The sequence below is a fragment of the Bacillus sp. FSL W8-0183 genome, assembly GCF_038006825.1.
Lineage (GTDB): Bacteria > Bacillota > Bacilli > Bacillales > Bacillaceae > Bacillus > Bacillus altitudinis.
The window spans coordinates 1,273,345-1,290,867 of the sequence record NZ_JBBOVY010000001.1 but is presented as its reverse complement, the minus strand read 5'-3'; the positions used below and the strand labels follow the sequence as shown (position 1 = coordinate 1,290,867).

Annotated in this window: 23 protein-coding genes and 1 riboswitch; of the genes, 7 read left to right on the top strand and 16 right to left on the bottom strand. The window is 42.5% G+C overall.

Annotated elements, in window-relative coordinates:
- Positions 1-122: 122 nt before the first annotated feature.
- Entirely contained in the window at positions 123-2,432 is a 2,310-nt protein-coding gene (locus NSQ64_RS06710; protein ID WP_341015702.1) for an ATP-dependent helicase, read from the top strand.
- A gap of 16 nt (positions 2,433-2,448) precedes the next feature.
- Here NSQ64_RS06710 and NSQ64_RS06705 read toward each other — a convergent pair whose 3' ends face one another.
- The 5 genes from NSQ64_RS06705 to NSQ64_RS06685 all read right to left on the bottom strand — a co-directional run bounded on the left by NSQ64_RS06705 (position 2,449) and on the right by NSQ64_RS06685 (position 3,921).
- Complete coding sequence (locus NSQ64_RS06705) at positions 2,449-2,706, bottom strand: stage VI sporulation protein F (protein ID WP_008348417.1); 258 nt, start codon at positions 2,704-2,706, stop codon at positions 2,449-2,451.
- Between the two features lie 136 nt (positions 2,707-2,842).
- Complete coding sequence (locus NSQ64_RS06700) at positions 2,843-2,980, bottom strand: YjcZ family sporulation protein (protein WP_008348419.1); 138 nt, start codon at positions 2,978-2,980, stop codon at positions 2,843-2,845.
- 84 nt (positions 2,981-3,064) lie between these two features.
- Positions 3,065-3,286 (bottom strand): hypothetical protein, encoded by a 222-nt coding sequence (locus tag NSQ64_RS06695; RefSeq protein WP_008348420.1) that lies wholly within the window; start codon positions 3,284-3,286, stop codon positions 3,065-3,067.
- Between the two features lie 84 nt (positions 3,287-3,370).
- Positions 3,371-3,499 carry a hypothetical protein gene (locus NSQ64_RS06690; protein ID WP_008348422.1) on the bottom strand — a complete coding sequence of 43 codons (129 nt, stop codon included), beginning with the start codon at positions 3,497-3,499 and terminating at the stop codon, positions 3,371-3,373.
- 71 nt (positions 3,500-3,570) lie between these two features.
- Positions 3,571-3,921, bottom strand: coding sequence for a DUF1360 domain-containing protein (locus NSQ64_RS06685; protein WP_035700339.1), 351 nt, complete (start codon positions 3,919-3,921; stop codon positions 3,571-3,573).
- A gap of 177 nt (positions 3,922-4,098) precedes the next feature.
- On the opposite strand from NSQ64_RS06685, the gene NSQ64_RS06680 reads away from it, so the two are divergent.
- The 5 genes from NSQ64_RS06680 to NSQ64_RS06660 all read left to right on the top strand — a co-directional run bounded on the left by NSQ64_RS06680 (position 4,099) and on the right by NSQ64_RS06660 (position 6,733).
- Positions 4,099-4,485: a spore coat protein gene (locus NSQ64_RS06680; RefSeq protein ID WP_007498962.1), complete on the top strand. Its 387-nt coding sequence runs from the start codon at positions 4,099-4,101 to the stop codon at positions 4,483-4,485.
- Positions 4,486-4,529: 44 nt separating this feature from the next.
- Positions 4,530-4,865: a hypothetical protein gene (locus NSQ64_RS06675; RefSeq protein WP_024720135.1), complete on the top strand. Its 336-nt coding sequence runs from the start codon at positions 4,530-4,532 to the stop codon at positions 4,863-4,865.
- An 88-nt stretch (positions 4,866-4,953) separates the two neighbouring features.
- Positions 4,954-5,439 carry a spore coat protein gene (locus NSQ64_RS06670; protein WP_008348431.1) on the top strand — a complete coding sequence of 162 codons (486 nt, stop codon included), beginning with the start codon at positions 4,954-4,956 and terminating at the stop codon, positions 5,437-5,439.
- A gap of 146 nt (positions 5,440-5,585) precedes the next feature.
- Positions 5,586-6,077: a CotY/CotZ family spore coat protein gene (locus tag NSQ64_RS06665; protein ID WP_008348432.1), complete on the top strand. Its 492-nt coding sequence runs from the start codon at positions 5,586-5,588 to the stop codon at positions 6,075-6,077.
- Positions 6,078-6,289: 212 nt separating this feature from the next.
- Positions 6,290-6,733 carry a CotY/CotZ family spore coat protein gene (locus tag NSQ64_RS06660; RefSeq protein ID WP_008348434.1) on the top strand — a complete coding sequence of 148 codons (444 nt, stop codon included), beginning with the start codon at positions 6,290-6,292 and terminating at the stop codon, positions 6,731-6,733.
- A gap of 37 nt (positions 6,734-6,770) precedes the next feature.
- Here NSQ64_RS06660 and NSQ64_RS06655 read toward each other — a convergent pair whose 3' ends face one another.
- The 10 genes from NSQ64_RS06655 to NSQ64_RS06610 form a co-directional block, all read right to left on the bottom strand.
- Positions 6,771-7,346, bottom strand: coding sequence for a CotO family spore coat protein (locus NSQ64_RS06655; RefSeq protein WP_326112581.1), 576 nt, complete (start codon positions 7,344-7,346; stop codon positions 6,771-6,773).
- A gap of 113 nt (positions 7,347-7,459) precedes the next feature.
- Positions 7,460-8,236 (bottom strand): enoyl-ACP reductase FabI, encoded by a 777-nt coding sequence (gene fabI, locus NSQ64_RS06650; protein ID WP_003211867.1) that lies wholly within the window; start codon positions 8,234-8,236, stop codon positions 7,460-7,462.
- A gap of 148 nt (positions 8,237-8,384) precedes the next feature.
- Positions 8,385-9,191: a bifunctional hydroxymethylpyrimidine kinase/phosphomethylpyrimidine kinase gene (thiD, locus tag NSQ64_RS06645; RefSeq protein ID WP_326112583.1), complete on the bottom strand. Its 807-nt coding sequence runs from the start codon at positions 9,189-9,191 to the stop codon at positions 8,385-8,387.
- A 17-nt stretch (positions 9,192-9,208) separates the two neighbouring features.
- Positions 9,209-10,222: a thiazole biosynthesis adenylyltransferase ThiF gene (locus NSQ64_RS06640; RefSeq protein ID WP_024720132.1), complete on the bottom strand. Its 1,014-nt coding sequence runs from the start codon at positions 10,220-10,222 to the stop codon at positions 9,209-9,211.
- Positions 10,219-10,986: a thiazole synthase gene (locus tag NSQ64_RS06635; RefSeq protein WP_327855239.1), complete on the bottom strand. Its 768-nt coding sequence runs from the start codon at positions 10,984-10,986 to the stop codon at positions 10,219-10,221. Before NSQ64_RS06635 ends, NSQ64_RS06640 begins: the two co-directional genes overlap by 4 nt.
- Positions 10,987-10,990: 4 nt before the next feature.
- Positions 10,991-11,194, bottom strand: coding sequence for a sulfur carrier protein ThiS (gene thiS / locus NSQ64_RS06630; protein WP_017367025.1), 204 nt, complete (start codon positions 11,192-11,194; stop codon positions 10,991-10,993).
- Entirely contained in the window at positions 11,191-12,303 is a 1,113-nt protein-coding gene (thiO, locus tag NSQ64_RS06625) for a glycine oxidase ThiO (protein WP_341015689.1), read from the bottom strand. The genes thiS and thiO overlap by 4 nt, the downstream gene beginning before the upstream one ends.
- Positions 12,287-12,904 carry a thiazole tautomerase TenI gene (gene tenI / locus NSQ64_RS06620; RefSeq protein WP_341015687.1) on the bottom strand — a complete coding sequence of 206 codons (618 nt, stop codon included), beginning with the start codon at positions 12,902-12,904 and terminating at the stop codon, positions 12,287-12,289. The genes thiO and tenI overlap by 17 nt, the downstream gene beginning before the upstream one ends.
- Positions 12,879-13,589, bottom strand: a complete 711-nt coding sequence (tenA, locus tag NSQ64_RS06615) for a thiaminase II (RefSeq protein WP_008348448.1) — start codon at positions 13,587-13,589, stop codon at positions 12,879-12,881. The genes tenI and tenA overlap by 26 nt, the downstream gene beginning before the upstream one ends.
- A gap of 78 nt (positions 13,590-13,667) precedes the next feature.
- Positions 13,668-13,777: riboswitch (TPP riboswitch) on the bottom strand.
- Positions 13,778-13,830: 53 nt separating this feature from the next.
- Positions 13,831-15,678 (bottom strand): monovalent cation:proton antiporter family protein, encoded by a 1,848-nt coding sequence (locus tag NSQ64_RS06610; RefSeq protein ID WP_007498989.1) that lies wholly within the window; start codon positions 15,676-15,678, stop codon positions 13,831-13,833.
- 160 nt (positions 15,679-15,838) lie between these two features.
- Between NSQ64_RS06610 and prpE the strand changes: the two genes are divergently transcribed.
- Entirely contained in the window at positions 15,839-16,582 is a 744-nt protein-coding gene (gene prpE, locus NSQ64_RS06605) for a bis(5'-nucleosyl)-tetraphosphatase PrpE (protein WP_017359667.1), read from the top strand.
- Between the two features lie 40 nt (positions 16,583-16,622).
- Here prpE and NSQ64_RS06600 read toward each other — a convergent pair whose 3' ends face one another.
- Entirely contained in the window at positions 16,623-17,516 is an 894-nt protein-coding gene (locus NSQ64_RS06600; RefSeq protein WP_045034754.1) for an RluA family pseudouridine synthase, read from the bottom strand.
- Positions 17,517-17,523: the final 7 nt, after the last annotated feature.

Below are 17,523 nucleotides of genomic sequence, written 5' to 3'. Positions count from 1 at the left end.
AACGCCTCCTTTGCTTCTCTTCTACTCTACTATTCCCTAATTATGACTGTTTGAAACACGCCTCATTTGATATGATTAGATGTGTTTCTTTTTAAGATTGATTGACTATTGGAGGACTAGCTTTGAAATGCGCACGACGACATGATCGAACGATCTCATTACATACATATTCGAGAGAACACTATCAATTCCTCCATGATGAGGGGAAAAAAGGGCATTTATCTTGCCCATATTGCGGACAACCCGTCTTTTTTAGATTAAATATACATGAAGAACCTGCCTTTATCCATAAGCAAATATCTCAGCAAGAGATTTGCGAAAAAAGAGAACAACAAGAGGAAAAGAAACCGGCTGAACGAGAGGAAGATGCATCCTACAAAGAACTTGGCAGCTTTCGCTTTCCAACCGGCAAACAGATCATCTCACAAACAGAAGATTCGGATGACTGGCAGGAACCACGGTCCATTCAATTTGGCGAAACCTTTCATTTAGAAAAGAATGAAGAAGTGCATACCATTGACCTCTTTCCACACATCACCTTTAGCGCACCACAGCTTCAAGCAGTCACACACAAAGACGGTCCGATGCTTGTGCTAGCTGGCGCCGGCAGCGGGAAAACAAGGGTACTGACAGCAAGAGCTGCTTATCTGATGTCGCACCATCAAATCCCTGCTCACCATATCCTGCTCGTGACCTTCACCACAAAAGCAAGCAGTGAAATGAAAGAAAGACTGCGTATGCAGTATCAGCTTCATCCTTCACAGGCGAGCCAAGTTGTGACAGGCACATTCCACAGTCTATTTTATAAAATGCTGCTTCACGATGATCGGGGCAAATGGAACAGACAGCATTTGATTAAATTCGACTGGCAAAAAGAGCAGTATATTCGCAAAGCGATCATGCATGAAGGACTTGATGAAAAAGACTATCCAACCGATCAAGTGCTGCAATCAATCGGCTATTGGAAAAATGCTTTTTTACCAAACGAACTTCCTGAGCTGAAAGATGAAAAGGAAAAGCAAATGTGGACAATCTATCAGTCATACGAACAGCAAAAGCGTGAAAATCAACAATTTGACTTTGATGACATGGCGATTGCCTGTTTACACATGCTGAATAAGCAGCCTGAATTGCTCAAACAATATCAAGAACGATTCAAGTATATTTTAGTAGATGAATTTCAAGATATTAATCCCGTACAATATCAATTAATCCAGCTTTTAGCTGGAGAATCCGAGCAGCTATTTTGTGTAGGCGATGATGATCAAGCCATCTATGCATTTAGAGGAAGCAATCCTGCTTTTATTCTTGACTTCAAACAGGACTATCCTTCGGCCGAGATCGTCCATTTACATGCAAATTACCGCTCTCATCATACGATTGTCGCAAGTGCTGACGCCATTATTAAGAAGAACCAGCATCGTTACGAGAAAACGTTAAAAGCCGTACGCGTGGAGAAGATTCCGCCGACTCTTTTTTATCCATATGACGAGGAAGAGGAAGCAACCATGATCGTAGCAGATATTCAGGAGAAAATTAAAAACGGTGCAAAACCGAATGACTTTTGCGTGCTGTTTAGAACGAATACAGGAGGCCGCGCGATTTATGAACGTCTTCATCAATCGGCGATTCCGTATCAAACCGATGCTGGCGTAAAAGCCTTTTATAGCAGAAGAATTGTTCGGGTGCTGCTCGCTTTTCTTTCGCTAAGTCAGGATGCAGATGATGTCGCCGCAATGAAGCTGCTGCTGCCCGTTTTCTTTTTAAAGCAGCAAACACTGAATACCATGAAGGCGCTGACCATTACGGAAGATTGTTCTATGGTAGAGGCACTTGGAAAGCTAACAGACATTCAGCCGTTTCAGCGCAAAAAACTGCAATCGATCGTTCCCCTGTTTCGAACGTTAAAATCGTTAAAGCCATCTGAAGCTGTAGCGTTTATTGAACAAAGGATGGGACTTGGTGATTATTTAAAAAAACGTGTGAATGATACGAATGTGCTTGAAAAAGGAACAGATGATGTACGAGATGTGAAAACAGCGGCGAAACGTTTTGAAACAATTGAAGCCTTCCTCGCTCATGCCGAACATATGAAATCTGCTGAAAAGGAAAAATCAGATGAACCAGGCGTTCAGCTCATGACGATCCACCGTGCGAAGGGACTAGAATTCCAAACAGTGTACATCACGAGCGTGGTTGATGGGGCGCTCCCTCATGACTTTGCACTTGATGAGCTGAGAAACGGTGATGAAGAAGCCATTGAAGAGGAGCGGCGCTTATTATACGTTGCCATGACGAGAGCAGAACAATCCCTTTATCTATCCGTTCCATCATATAGAAGAGGAAAAACTGCTCACCGCTCCCGCTTTTTGTACCCTCTTTTAAAGAAAAATCGTGAATTATTCACACAAAAACAACAGGCCCCCCTTTAAACGGAGAGCCTGTTGTTTATTTTTTGTTGTTCATCATTTTAGCGATTGTATTAAAATCAAGCTTTTCTTTTCCACTTGTAATCGATTGAACGATTTTGTCTTCCATTTCTTTAGGTACACGTTTGTTTGCAAGCTGCGCCACTTTTTTAATGACACCTCGAACGGTATTCTCATCTTTAAAGTTCGCGTTTTGCAAAGAACCTGCAAGCTTAAAGACATCATTCATATTTACACCTGTTTTATTTTCCACACTTTTAAAGAACTTATTATCCATTCCTTTGCCTCCTCTTTGTGGAGTAATCACCTTACTATATGAAAATAGGCGAGATATGTGCCTATCCTGCTGCCTTGTTAGCAAAGAGAAAGGAAAGCAAAAGGCTTCCCTATTGCTTCCCTCACCTTCTTACTGTTTAGTTAAAGAAAGAAGCACCAACGATGATTAGAAGAATGAAAAGCACGACGACAAGAACAAAAGTTGAACCATAACCGCCGCCGTAGCCGCCGCCATAACCTCCGCAATAACCGCCACCGTAACCGTAACAACTCATATTTAAGCACCTCCTCTTCTCCCTTACAAAATATGAAAAATACATGAAATGGTTTGGACGATCACATAAAAAAGTGCGGAATTTTTATTTCTGCTGTTTAAAGACGTAATCTGCCTCTCCATGACGGATCATGAATGCTTCTGTTTCTTTCGCAAAAGTATCCATTTTCTCGCCAAATGCTTTTAAGTGCTCTTCAAGATCCTTCGCTTTATTCGCTAGATCCATTTCAGCTTTTTCGTGCGCTTGCTCTTTCCCATCATGGGGTTTAGTGAACAAGGAACCGATTAATTGTTCGAATGCATCCATTCTGGTCACCCCTTCTCTCTTACATATGCATCACCCAAAAAAAGGGCAACAAAAAAACCGGATAAATCCGGCTTTTGTTTTTCCCTATTGAGGTTTCTTTTTCTTCCCGCAGCCGCAGCCCGTCTTCTTGATTTTCTTCGTATATACAGATTGTTGATTTGACTGCGCTGGATACCCTTGAAGCATATGTGACGGTGTTTCAGTTGGTTTCATCGCAACCCTTCCTTTCCTATTCCATGTTAGTATATGCATTTTCTTTAAGCGTGTCTGATCAGAATGCCTGTTTATTTCACAAGCTTCGACACGACTGCTTCAATCAAGCCTGCTGCGGCGGCAATCGCTAATAGTAAATTAAGCCACATGCTGATGACAGGAAAAAATATGTATATCAGTAGTAAAGCAGCAGTGCACCACATACCCGTACACCAATAACAGCTTAACAGCTCTCCTATCCAAGATCGCAGTCCCTTCCCCTTAATGACGATATAGGTCTCGACTTCACCTTGTTCGTTTACCTCTTCTTGCTCTTCATGAAATAGACGGCGAAAGGGGGCTGTAATCGTATCAAACACGATCAATCTCGTCAGCCTAAAGGATGCGAGGGCAAATATAGCAAATGACAAAGCGCCGCTCATGGAACCTCCACCTCCTTCATTCTTCTTTTTCCGTCCTTTCTTTATATATGCAAAAAGAAAGACCACCATGATGAATCGGGTGCAAATAAAATTGGGTTGTACTTTTTCATGCTTTCCGATTCCACCTTGAGCCTCTGCTGCATTAAATAATGTATAGATAAGAAAGGAGTGAAAGTATTGTCTATTGAAGAAAGTGCTGATTTATTATACACACAACTGTTGAACGAATTAATCAGCAATTATGATGATTTCATCGAGATCAAGGATTCCGAAAATGTCACGATTCATAAAACAGATGTAACAGCCGCACTCTCCCTTCAAGCGACCGTAACGACAATCATTACTCTTTTAATTCAAATTCTTGTACCAGATGATGAATTGGCTGCAGACATCACAGAACAGCTTTTAGCTGCACAACAAGTGACAGTTCAAAAGAAAACAGTGATTCAAATCATCAATTGTTATAACGTCACGATTACATTATCTGATGCATCCATTATGAACTCCGTACAAATTCTCACTCAAACACTGAATGTACTTTTAGTTGAAGCCGGCATTCTTTGACCCTTTCTTTTTCTAACATCACGTATGAAAGAGGTGAAATAATCGTGGCTGAAGAGAACGAAAAAAAGGAGTTTCAAATCAACACTGATGTTGATCCATTAACAAGCCTTCTTGTGAGTGATATTTTAAACAAAAATAATGTCACAGATGATCAGAAAGCAAACCTTTCAGAAGATCAAAGAAAGATGATTTTGAAGCTGGTTCAGGATTTACAAAAGAAAGCAGATGATTTCGTACAGCAGCAGCAGGAGAAAAAGCGTCAGGCAGAGGCAGCAAAACATGCAGAAGAGGTCGAGCCTGAACCACAAGTGCGCCCTAAACGAAATTCACTTCGAGAACGTATCCAGCAGCGTCGTCAAGCGCAGCAAAATAACGATTAAATAAAAATGGGTTGCCTGCTAGGATAAATGCCCGAGACAAAACCAATCATTCCAGCATTTAATAAAGTAAACGGAAGGAGGAAAAGAAATGGATTCTAAACCATACTCTTGGGTCGCTCTAGATCGCAACTGTACACACCACGGCGATTACCATCATAACTACGAAAGAAAAGCAGTTTGTGACGGCCACTATTATGATGATGAAGATGTTTTACAAGACTTTGATCAAGTGAGTGTAACAAAGCAGACATCTGAGGAAGTCATTATCGTTAGAGATTCTTGTGACATTAACGTCTCTTCTGTTGATGCACAGGTTGCAGCATCTATCCAAGCAGCTGTTCAAACAGCGATCATCACCATTACAAACATCTCAATCGCTGATGGTGACCTAGCTGACCGCGTCACTCAAGATCTATTGCAAGCAGCTAGCCACAAACAAACAAATCGCCAGAAACTTGTTATCGAAAACTCTAGAAACGTTACAGTCTCTACAATCGATGCAGACATCTCTATTGCCATCCAAACGCTTACACAGACACTTGTTGCGACGATCGTTGCAATTGGTATCCTCTAATGTACAAAAGCAGAGCGAAAAGCTCTGCTTTTCCTTTTCTAAAAATACAACAAAGATAAATAGTCATTTACCCACACCAACTAGAGGGCGCATACATATGTTGTTAAGGACTAAAGTCAAATACCTTGTTAAAGGAGCTGAAATCCATGAGCTGCGGAAAACACCATGGCCGACATGATGAAAACTGTGTATGCGATGCGGTTGATAAGATTTTAGCAGAGCAGGAAGCTGTAGAAGATAAATGTCCTACGAGCTGCTACAGTAATTTATTAAGCCCGACAGTTTCTGGAAAAGATACGATTCCGTTTTTACTTTTTGATAAAAAGGGCGGATTGTTCTCTACTTTCGGAAACATTGGAGGATTTGTTGACGATTGCCAATGCTTCGAATCCATTTTCTTCCGGGTTGAAAAATTGCATGACTGCTGTGCCACATTATCTGTATTAAGACCTGTTGATGTACACGGACATACGCTAAGCGTTTGTCACCCTTGCGATCCTGACTTCTTTGGTTTAGAAAAAGCGGACTTTTGTATCGAAGTTGATTTGAACTGTTTCTGCGCGATCCAATGTTTAAATCCAGAACTTGTCGACAGAGTCATGCCAACAAAAGATAAAAAGCATCATCACCACGGCTAAACCAATCGCCCGCTCATCTAACTTGTCATAAGTCAAAGCATCCCCTTCCTCACGAATGACAACCAATCATGCGGAGCAGTCAGCAAAAGGCGGCCGCTTCCGCATTGATTGACATTAGATGCATCAACCGGCGAGACACGTAATAAAGCTTATAGATGATGATGACAGTGCTCAAACACTCAAACAAATTTCCTTGTATAGGAGGGTTGAATATGAGCCGCAAACATTCATGGAACTGTGTAGCAGAGGCTGTTGAAAACATAAACGACTTACAAAATGCCGTCGAAGAAGATTGCCCGACCAGCTGTTACAGCAATCTCCTTTCTCCATCACATTCATTAGGTGACACTGTCCCGTTTGTTCTATTTACCTCAAAATCAAAACCATTCGTCGCATTCGGAAACGTCGGAGAAGTAGATGCTGGCCCTTGCTTCAGCACTGCATTTTTCAGAGTCGAACACATCTCTGATCACTGCGCAACACTCAGCTTGCTTATTGCATTTGACAAAGATCGTCATATTTTAGATTTTACAGATAAAGATTCCGTATGTGATGTGTTCCGTTTAGAAAAATCAAAATATTGCATTGAAGTAGACCTTGACTGCTTCTGCGCAATCGAGTGCTTAAATCCAAGACTCATCAACCGTAGCTGCTAACAAAAAAAGTCCCGTTATGGGACTTTTTTTATGTTCATTAAAAACCAAGTGGATGAATAGAAGAAATATCACCAATCGCTAATTCTACTGGATTACCACCGCCTGCTGTGCGGATGACCACCATATTGTCTTTTCTCTCCATGATGATTCCTCTGTATGTTTTTCCATCGGCTTCAATGAGGCAAAGCGCTCTCGGCATATTATGCGGCAGACTTGTAAGAAAATCGACTTTCTCCTCGATATTCATTTGGCTTAACGGCTTCTTCACTCGTTTTCTTCTTGGTTCTTCTTTTGTTTCATGAAATACGCCTTCTGGCTGTTTTTCTTGTTCTTGTACTGGCTCTCGATTTTGTGAATCATCTTTTTCTAGATTGATCTCCCGCTCTTGCTGTAGCGTAGGCGGCTCTTCTTTTTTCTGCTTTACTTCCTGTGATACAGGTTCTTGCACGCTCTCTTCGATTGCATGCTCTTTGTCGCTTTTTTTGGTTTCTGAAGGTTTTTCTGACTTCTTGCGCTTTCTCACAATATTTTGCATGGCCGGCGCTGATTCATCATAGCTCGGCTGAACAATATACATAAGCGGCTTTTGATTCTCATCACCTTTATTTGACATACTAATCCCTCCCGAATGATTCATTCCTTATATATATGAGAGGACACCCCAAATCAGAAGAAAAATAAAAAACAGCATACCAGTGATTGGTATGCTGCAAATCATTTATTCGTTTAGCGAGCAATGATATGGAAGCCAGAATCAACATGAAGATTCTCACCTGTCATGCCGCGGGATAAATCACTGAATAAGAATAGTGCTGTATCGCCAACTTCTTCAGGAGTCGTTGTACGGCGAAGCGGTGCACGCTCTTCAATATCCTTCAGGATCGTATTAAAGCCGCTGATTCCTTTTGCAGATAACGTACGAATTGGACCAGCAGAAATGCTGTTCACACGGATGCCTTCCGCTCCAAGATCAGCTGCTAAGTATTTCACACTTGCTTCAAGGGCTGCTTTTGCTACACCCATGACATTGTAGTTAGAGACAACGCGCTCTCCGCCTAGGTAAGTAAGTGTGACAATGCTTCCGCCTTCTGTCATGAGCGGACGTGCTGCTTTTGCTACAGCTGTTAGTGAATAGGCACTAATGTTGTGCGCTAAAAGGAAACCTTCACGGTTCGTGTTCAAATATTCACCGACAAGCTCTTCTTTGTTCGCAAATGCAATCGCATGTGCAACACCATGGATGACTTGTACTTTTTCTTTAATCGTTGCAAAACATTTTTCGATTTCTTCATCACTTGTCACATCACAAGGAAGAATAATGGAATCATCACGCTCTAGCGTGCTTGCTAGCTCTTTCACTGATTCTGCCAGACGATCTCCAACATAAGTAAAAATCAAACGAGCTCCTGCTTCGTGAAGTGAACGAGCAATTCCCCAAGCGATGCTTCGTTTATTGGCAACACCCATCACCACAATATTACGGCCTTCTAAAGAAAAGTTCATATGTATTAAAGCCTCCTATTTTTTCAAGACATAGTATTAGTACCTGATCATAATCTTATCACAAATCATGAGATATTGACAATTTCCGCTGAAAGAAAGTTTTTATTTCAGAAAAAAGACCGCCCTCACAAGTGAAGACAGTCTTTTTTTATGCTTTGACTCTGTTTTGCTGATAAGCAAAGTGGTTAGTCGGTCCATGCCCAGCGCCAATATTCAGAGGAAATTTGATCGCCTCATGGACAAAGGTTTCTGCCGTTTCAAAGGCTTCCTTCATGGAACGACCTTTTGCTATTTCTGCCGTTAATGCCGCTGCAAATGTACAGCCTGTTCCGTGTGTATGTGGTGTATCAATATGTTCATTACTGAGTTCAAAAAAGCTTTTTCCATCGTACAAAAGATCTGTAATGAGGCCGTCTGAAGGGCTATGACCTCCTTTGATCACAACATAGGACGTGCCAAGCTCATAAAGTCGTTCTGCTGCTCTATGGCGATCGTCTTTTGTCTGAATGCGCATGCCTGTCAGCACTTCTGCCTCAGGGAGATTCGGTGTGACTGCATAACTGACAGGTAGTAACTGTGTTTTCATAGCAGAGACCGCATCTTCATTTAATAAAGAAGCGCCTCCTTTGGCAATCATGACTGGATCGACAATTAGTTTCAAATCATATTGCTTCGTCTTTTCAGCAACGACACTGATCATGTCGGCACTCCACAGCATCCCTGTTTTAGCGGCATCTGGCAACAAGTCTTCTGCTACTGCATCAATTTGATTTTCGAGCGCCTCGATAGACAGTGGATAAATACCGTGAACACCAAGTGTGTTTTGTGCTGTAATGGCGGTAATTGCGGACATTCCGTACACACCAAGCTCCTGAAAGGTTTTCAAATCTGCTTGAATACCTGCTCCACCACCAGAATCAGTACCTGCGATGGTTAATGCTTTTTTAATCGTCATGTCATCTCACCCTCTCATTAGCCAATCCATTGATGATAAATCGTTCTCGCTTTCGCAATATCATTTGTCCCATGTACAAGCGCTCTGCCATCTTTGAATAAAACGAGCTTGTACTCATCCTTCTGACACGAAAGCAAATAAGGATTTTCCAGCACATCCATTCCTGCTTTCTTTAGCTGACGTGCTACTTCATGCAACGCCGGGGGTGCCCCTAGTGCACTGCGAATTTGTACGGTATTTCGTCCACATAATACATCTGCTTTTGCTCTTTGATCATAAGAGAGAAATGGATATGTCTTAAGACCGCAGCTTGGACATTGTTTCTTTTTTAAAGACGTAACGGATCGAATATCAGATCGCTCGTTTGTCCATAAATCAAACGATCTTAATACCGGCGTGATGTGGTGTCCTGTTAAAAGCTTCAGTGCATCCGCCACTTGATAGGCCGCAACCTGTTGCACAACTGGACTAATAATTCCTGCTGTATCACATGTCATGCCTTGTGCAGGTAAATGCTCAAGCAGGCAGTGTAAACATGGTGTTTCACCAGGAATCACTGTGAATTGAATACCGTAGCTTGCTACACAGGCTCCATAAAGGAACGGAATTTGATGTTTGACGGCTGCATCGTTCGCAATCATTCTCACCTCAAAATTATCCGCTGCATCCACGATGATGGATGCCCCGCTGACGTACTCATCAATATTTTGAGCGGTCACGTCAATGACGATTCCTCTCACGTGAACATCACTGTTCACCTGCTTGAGTCTTTTCTCAGCAGCCACAGCCTTTGGCAGCCGATCAAGAACATCTTGTTCTGTGTATAGCTGCTGACGCTGCAGATTGCTCCATTCAATATAATCTCTATCCAAAATGGTGACAGATCCTACGCCGGCACGAACGAGCATTTCAGCACTCGCTGTTCCAAGTGCCCCAGCCCCAATAATGACGGCCTTTGAGGCATGTAGCCGTTTTTGTCCTTCCTCTCCAATAGGCCTAAAAAGCTCTTGGCGTGAATAACGTGTGCTCAAAATGCTGGCATTCCTTCCTGCGGACTGCTGGCTGTTCCATAGTTTTTGAATGGAATACGGCCTGCCTCGAACCCGAGTCTTCCAGATTCAATCGCCAGCTTCATCGCTTTAGCCATTTTCACAGGGTCCTTTGCGCCAGACACGGCTGTATTCAGTAATACAGCATCAGCGCCCAATTCCATCGCATAAGCAGCATCCTTCGGAGAACCTACACCCGCATCAATAATAACTGGCACCTTTGCCTGTTCGATAATAAACGATAGATTCAGAGGGTTTAAAAGCCCTTGACCTGAACCGATTGGAGAAGCACCTGGCATAATGGCATGGACACCAAGTTCTTCTAATTTCCTTGCCAGCACCACATCATCTGACGTATATGGCAGCACGATAAAACCTTCTTCTAATAACATTTCAGATGCTTTTAACGTTTCGACTGGATCTGGCAGAAGAGACCTTGAGCAGCCAATGACTTCTACTTTGATCATGTCACACAGTCCAGAAGCTTTCGCTAAACGGGCAATCCGCACCGCTTCTTCCGCTGTACTTGCCCCGGCAGTATTTGGCAGCAATGTATAGGCTGATAAATCGAGCTGCTCTAAAAAATTGGGCTGTGATGGTTCAAATATGTTCATTCTTCGCACAGCAAAGGTCAAAATTTCAGCTTCTGATACGTTGACCGCCTCTTTTTGAACTTCAAATGATGGATACTTTCCTGTCCCTAGTAATAGTCTTGATGTAAATGTTTTTCCGCCAATATGCAGCATGTTGTCATCCTCCTCCTACAAAGTGAACGATTTCAATCGTGTCATTTGGTTGAATTTTTACCTGTTGAAAGGCTTCTTTATCTATAATTTCTTGATTTTTTTCAACGATCACCACTCGGTTTTCAAGTTGATAGGCTGATAGCAGATCAAAAATCGTGCCATTTTCCTTATCGAAATCAACCATTCTTCCATTCAATTGAATTTTCATACGAACAATGCCTCCTTTCGCCCAATACGAAACGCATGAAGCCATTCCTTATTCACAGACTCGCCTACTATCAAGCTGCGAATGATTTCCCCCGTAATCGGCGCAAGTAAAATGCCATTTCGGTAATGTCCCGTTGCAAAAAGAATACGCTCGTCTTCCGGATGTTTTCCGATATAGGGGTGCCGGTCGCTTGTCGCTGGCCGTAGACCTGCCCAGCATTGATCAATCGGCATCTCTCGAATAGAAGGCATGAGCTGAGATGCTTTGTGAATAACTGCTTCAATACCGCCAAGTGTCGGAACGGCCTGCCAGTCATTCGGTTTCATCGTTGCACCAATCACTAGCTTACCGCTATCCCTTTGAACGATATAACAATGATCATGATAGATGGTGTGTGCAAGCGCTGGACCGTTATTCCAAACAGACACGCATTCTCCTTTTACAGGATAGAGAGAATGTGATAACCCCAGTTCTTCTAAAAAACGGCCTGACCATACACCACTTGCTACAGTCAGATGATCACATGTGAAGATGCCTTTAGCTGTACTGACTGTCAAAGTTTCTTTTCCCCTCTTCACATCGATAACGGGGGTAAACTCCTTCACATCCGCTCCGTGCCGAACAGCCGCCTGCCAAAAAGCCCTGCATACCGCATATGGCTCGACATGTACATCATCTGCTATCAAGCCTGCTCCTACGATGTCATCTGCTATTTGAGGCATACGTTCTTTTACGCTGCTTGCTTCAAGCCATTCAAATGTGGGCAAATGCTGCATCCGGCAAAGCGCTCGCTTTTCTTGTTCTGTAAAAGCCACCTTCATAATCCCGCCCACTGATGTCCGAATATCAATGCCCGATTCACGCTGAAGGTCGACCGTTAATTTTTCATATAAAACCTGACTTTGTCTGCCTACTTGAAAGAAAATATCCTCATCACCTTCTCCTTCAGCATGTGCACCCAGCATGCCAGCAGCCGCACTCGTCGTTTGCTTCCCGATCTCATTTGCCTCAAATAAGACAATCTGCTTTCCTGCTTTTGCAAGGTGATAAGCGATCGACATCCCTATGATTCCACCACCAATGATTGCAACATCATAATGCTTGTTCATAAGGATTCTCCTTTCGCTTTTTAGAAAATGTTTGCGCCATTTTGCGCGGCTGAGGATGAGCAAAAATTCCCGACATGACGGCTATTCCCTTTAAATCAACATGCATCAATTCTGGCAGTCGTTCTGGTGTGATTCCACCAATGACAACGACTGGAATGGACAGCTCAGAAGTCATGTCTTCCACAATCTTTATGCCTCTCGCCTGAAGTCCGGGTTTGCATGCGGTATCATACACATGCCCAAACATGACATACTCTGCCCCCTTCTTCTCTGCTGCTTTGGCTTCTTCTATCGAATGAACCGATACCCCCGCATGGAGGTGAGGAAATTTTTGTCTTAATTCCTTTGGCGAAAAGCTGTGTCCTGGAAGATGAACCCGGTGAATATTGGTCAGCAGCGCAACGTCAACTCGGTCATTTATAATCAGCTTTTCTTTCGGAACACCTTCTGCTAGGAGCTGTTTCACGAGGTGAACCAGCTCACCTGCTGCCTTCGATCGTTCACGAATATGAATAAAGTCTACTTCAGACGCAATGTCTTTTATTTGCTTGATGAGCTCCCTGACAGGAAGCGTATCATTTGTCACTGCATGGAGTTCCATTTGCACCAACCCCATCTAAGCATGCTGTTTGCCACATTTCTTTTTCATACGCCATCTCCCAGAAATGGTATTCGTAATAGCTCGAAATCACGAAATTTTCTTTCATATTAGCCCGCACATGTTCTGGCGCTTTTTCTGCAAGTTCATCAAAACGGTTCACCTGTTCAAAAACAAGCTCTTTAAACCAATCCCCGCCATATGTCAAAATCCATTCTTGATAAATCGGATGGTCAGGCGTTGTTTGTTTCAGTTTTTCTCCTACCTCATAATAAAGCCAGTAGCACGGCAATAATGCGGCTAAAATTTCTTCAAAACGACCGCTTTTCACAGATCGGTACATATGCGAGGTATATGCATAAGCAGTTGGAGAAGGTTTAAAGTTTGCCAGCGCTTCATCAGAGATCTGGAGCAGTTCTGTGAACTTTCTATGCAGTGATAGCTCTGCTTCATACGTACCCTGCGCATGATATGCCATTCTGCCTGTCGTATGTAAGTCCTCACTAATAGCGGCTCCATACGACTGTACTTTTGCAAAATGAGTTAAATAGTACGAATCCTGCATCACATAATAAGTGAAACGATCGAGTGTAAGTGTGCCATCACCAATCCCTTTCACAAAAGGGTGTGTAAAGCTCCCATTCCACCATCTAGCTGCTGCTTCTTTACATTCGTTCGAAAATGTCATGTTCCTCTCCTCCTGTTTTTCCATATAAAAAAACCACTTTCCGCGTGGAAAGTGGTTTGGAATTTGTAAAAAGCATAGTCAAACACCGCACCACTTCCCTACGCAGGTATGAACCTGTTCAGGTAATGAGGGTCTAAAAGTCTACACTTTTATCTCAGCCCTTTTAAAGGACTCCCCTAGTGGATCAAACATATATTGTTGTACCTCTATCTTAATCAGGATTTGTTCATCGGTCAAGGGTTCATTGCAACTCTAATTGGGCTCTAAGTCCTGCCACATACTCCCGGGAACCAGACACAAGCACGCGGTCACCGCTTCTAAGCGTCGTATCCCCATGCGGTACTAAGCTGTCAATTCCTCTAAAAATACGGACAAACACCAAATCGCCGGTAAAAGGAAATTCCCTTAGCATGACATTATGATACCGATGATTGTTCATTTGAATTTGATACAAAGAAGAATCCTCATTTGTTAACAAGCGAATCGCATCAGGTGCTTCAATCAATGCCCTCAGCACCGTTTTAGATGATAAGAAGTTAGAAAAGGTATCGATCCCTGCTTCCTTTAAAGTCAGCTCGGCTTCCGCTTTGTTAACACTTGCAATGACTTGTTTAGACCCTTCTTCTTTTGCAAATAAAGCAATTTCCTTATTTTTCGTTTCACTGCCTGTAGCTACAACGAGCACATCCTCTTGCCCGATGCCAGCCTGCCTGAGCGTATCATCGTCATATTGTTCAATCGCTTCAACTTCAAAGATGGAGTCAGCAAGCAAGGCTTCTTTATTTTCCTGAAAGACGTGTAAAATACGGATGTCATATTCATCCTGATGCAAATCAAGCGTCACAGGTAACGTCAGCTGATTCGCTCCAATAAACGTCACACGCTTTTTATGATTGGTTTCACGTTCTTGTTTAAATAACGCCTTAAACCAAACAGGCGTTAAAACACTCGTGAGCACAGCGACTAGAATAAGGGCTCCTGACATTTTATGATCAATGACACCAAGCCGCTCACCAATCGTTGCAGCAGCAATAACTAGGGATAACGTCGAGGTTAATAAAAAACCAGAACCAATGACTTTTTTCATGTCATACCATTTTTTTAAATAAAGAATCGGAACGAGTTTACTAAGCAATAATGCGATAAACAGCAGCGGAATCATGATCATGATGGTTGGATCTTTAAAGAGTGACCATATATTCAGGTCCACACCGACCATCACAAAAAAGATCGGAATTAAAAATCCATAGCCAAACGAGTCCAGCTGCTGTACGAGCTCTTTATTAGGCGAAAGAAGAGACACAAGCACACCTGCTAAAAAAGCCCCAAGAATATTTTCAGCACCGAGTGATTCAGATAAGGCAACTAAGACTATAATGAGAGTAAAGATGGCTCTTGTCCCAATTTGCACCGTTCCTTTTGACATGGACTGAAAAATGGACTTTGTCTTAAATACCCGGCCAAATAAATAAAGAAGAATACCTGCCGCAAATAATAATAAGAGCAACCACATGTTCCCTGTTCCATCGCCATAAATGGAGGAAAACACAGCAAGTAAAATCATTGTCACCAAATCAGCAATGACGGCTACAAGCAAAATGATTTGACCAATATTCGTCTGCATCAACTTTTCCTCTTTTAAGGTAGGAACTACCACACCCAATGAGATGGTGGAAATAATAAGCGTCATTAAAAAGGCATTTTGAATAAATCCTGCAAGGACAAACGCATAAGACAGGATAAAGGACATACAAAATACGCCAACAAAAATAATGGTCGCTGTTTTAAATGTATTCGGTTCTTTTAATCCATTTGGTAGTTCTCGCGCTTTCTTCTTTGATTCAAAAGAAGAAAAATCTATTTCAAGTCCACTTAAAAACATAAGAAAAATAAAACCTAGCATGGATAACGTATCTAGCCATGCGTCGTGTTCAACAACTAGTTGAAGACCGCTTTTTCCAATGATGAGCCCCATGATGATTTCAGCGACAACGACCGGGATGGTCAGCTTAAATCGGTGCAATAAAATGGGGGTGAAAAAGGCTACAATAATAACGACAACGAGTGATGAAACAGATGTATGCTCCATTGGCTAAAGCCTCCTAACATTCATGTTTAATTTTTAAGTTTTACGTTAAAGCATTGATTCTAACAATTGCGCAAATGAAATGAAAGCCATTCGTTATATTTTCTAAAATTCAAACTTCTTTATATCCGATCAATGGATGAAAAAATCAGGAGGAACCTTTATGAAATTCGATATCATCGGCGATATCCACGGCTGCTACGAAGAGCTGCTTACCCTCATACACAAACTAGGATACGAACTCAAACATGGACTACCTGTCCACCCTGATAAGAGAACACTGGCCCTTGTTGGTGATTTAACAGACCGCGGCCCTCGATCAGTTGCCGTCATGCAATTTGTCATACACGCCTATTCTAAGGGCGCAATCCGCTATGTGCCTGGTAACCATTGTTTTAAGCTGTATCGCTATTTGAAAGGAAATCCCGTAAAATTACTGCATGGCATTGAAACAACAGTGAATGAAATCAAAAACCTGCCGCATGATGAACAAACCATTTTATCACGTGAATTTAAACATTTATTTGAAAAGGCACCGCTTTATGATGTACTGATTCCGAATGAACTGATCATTGCACACGCAGCGATGAAGGAAAAGGATATTGGCAAAAAACCGAACAAACAAATGAGGTCTTATCTATTATTTGGAGCAGTCACCGGAGAAACATGGCCAGACGGTCGACCTGTCAGGAAGGACTGGGCAAAGGAATATCACGGAAAACCATGGATTGTGTACGGGCATACACCCGTAAAAGAACCAAGATTTATCGGTAGAACGGTTAACATTGATACAGGCTGCGTCTTTGGCCACAAGCTCTCTGCCCTTAGATATCCAGAGCTTGAGACCGTATCTGTTCCTTCATCTATGCCATATGATGATTCAAGATTTCAGCATTTCACGCAATAAAAAACCCGGTCCACCATGACAGGTGACCGGGTTTACTTGTTTACTGAAGCAATAATGTCATATCATCCGGCAAAGGAGCCGAAAAGGTCATGGACTCCCCTGTTATCGGATGCGGAAAAACAAGGGTTTCACTATGAAGTGCCTGCCTGCCTATTCTCTCGCTTGTTCCACCATATAGCGTATCTCCAACAAGCGGATGACCAAGGAATTGCATGTGAACACGAATTTGATGAGTTCTTCCCGTTTCAAGGGTAAGGGACACATCAGACATATCTAAATGAGTATGTACCGCCCGCACCGTATAATGTGTTACGGCTTCCTGACCAGATTCATCCACCATTCGTTCAATAATGCTGTCCCCTTTTCGAGCAATTTTTGCTCTAATTGTTCCTTCCTTTTGCGTGATCATGCCATGTGTAATGGCTCTATACGTTCGCTTGACTTCCCCTTTTTTCTGCGCCTTTGATAAAAGGCTGTGTGCAAAGCGATGTTTAGCGACTAACATGACACCAGAAGTATCACGATCAAGACGGTTCACCAAATGGACAGTCAGTCGAACAGGCTGTTCAGCATAATGGTGAAGCACCCCATTTGCAATACTATACTCAGGGTGCTCTCGAGAAGGAATCGATGGGATATACGGCTTTTTATTCAGCACAAGCACGTGCTCGTCCTCAAATAAAATATCAAGCGGAATGGCCGCAGGTTTTAGCCCTTCACTCACTTTTTCCTCGGGAAATAAAATGGTGAGCCTGTCTCCCTCGCGCAGCTCATATCTCACGGTCACATGCTCTCCATTAATCAGAAGGTCACCGCCATCAAATTTAATATCTGTCAGCATTCGTTTTGAAATGCCAAGATCGATTAAGTAGTCCTTCAGCAGCCTGCCTTCTTCTTTGGCTGATATGGTTTTGTTTATCTTAAAGTATTCCAGCGAGAAC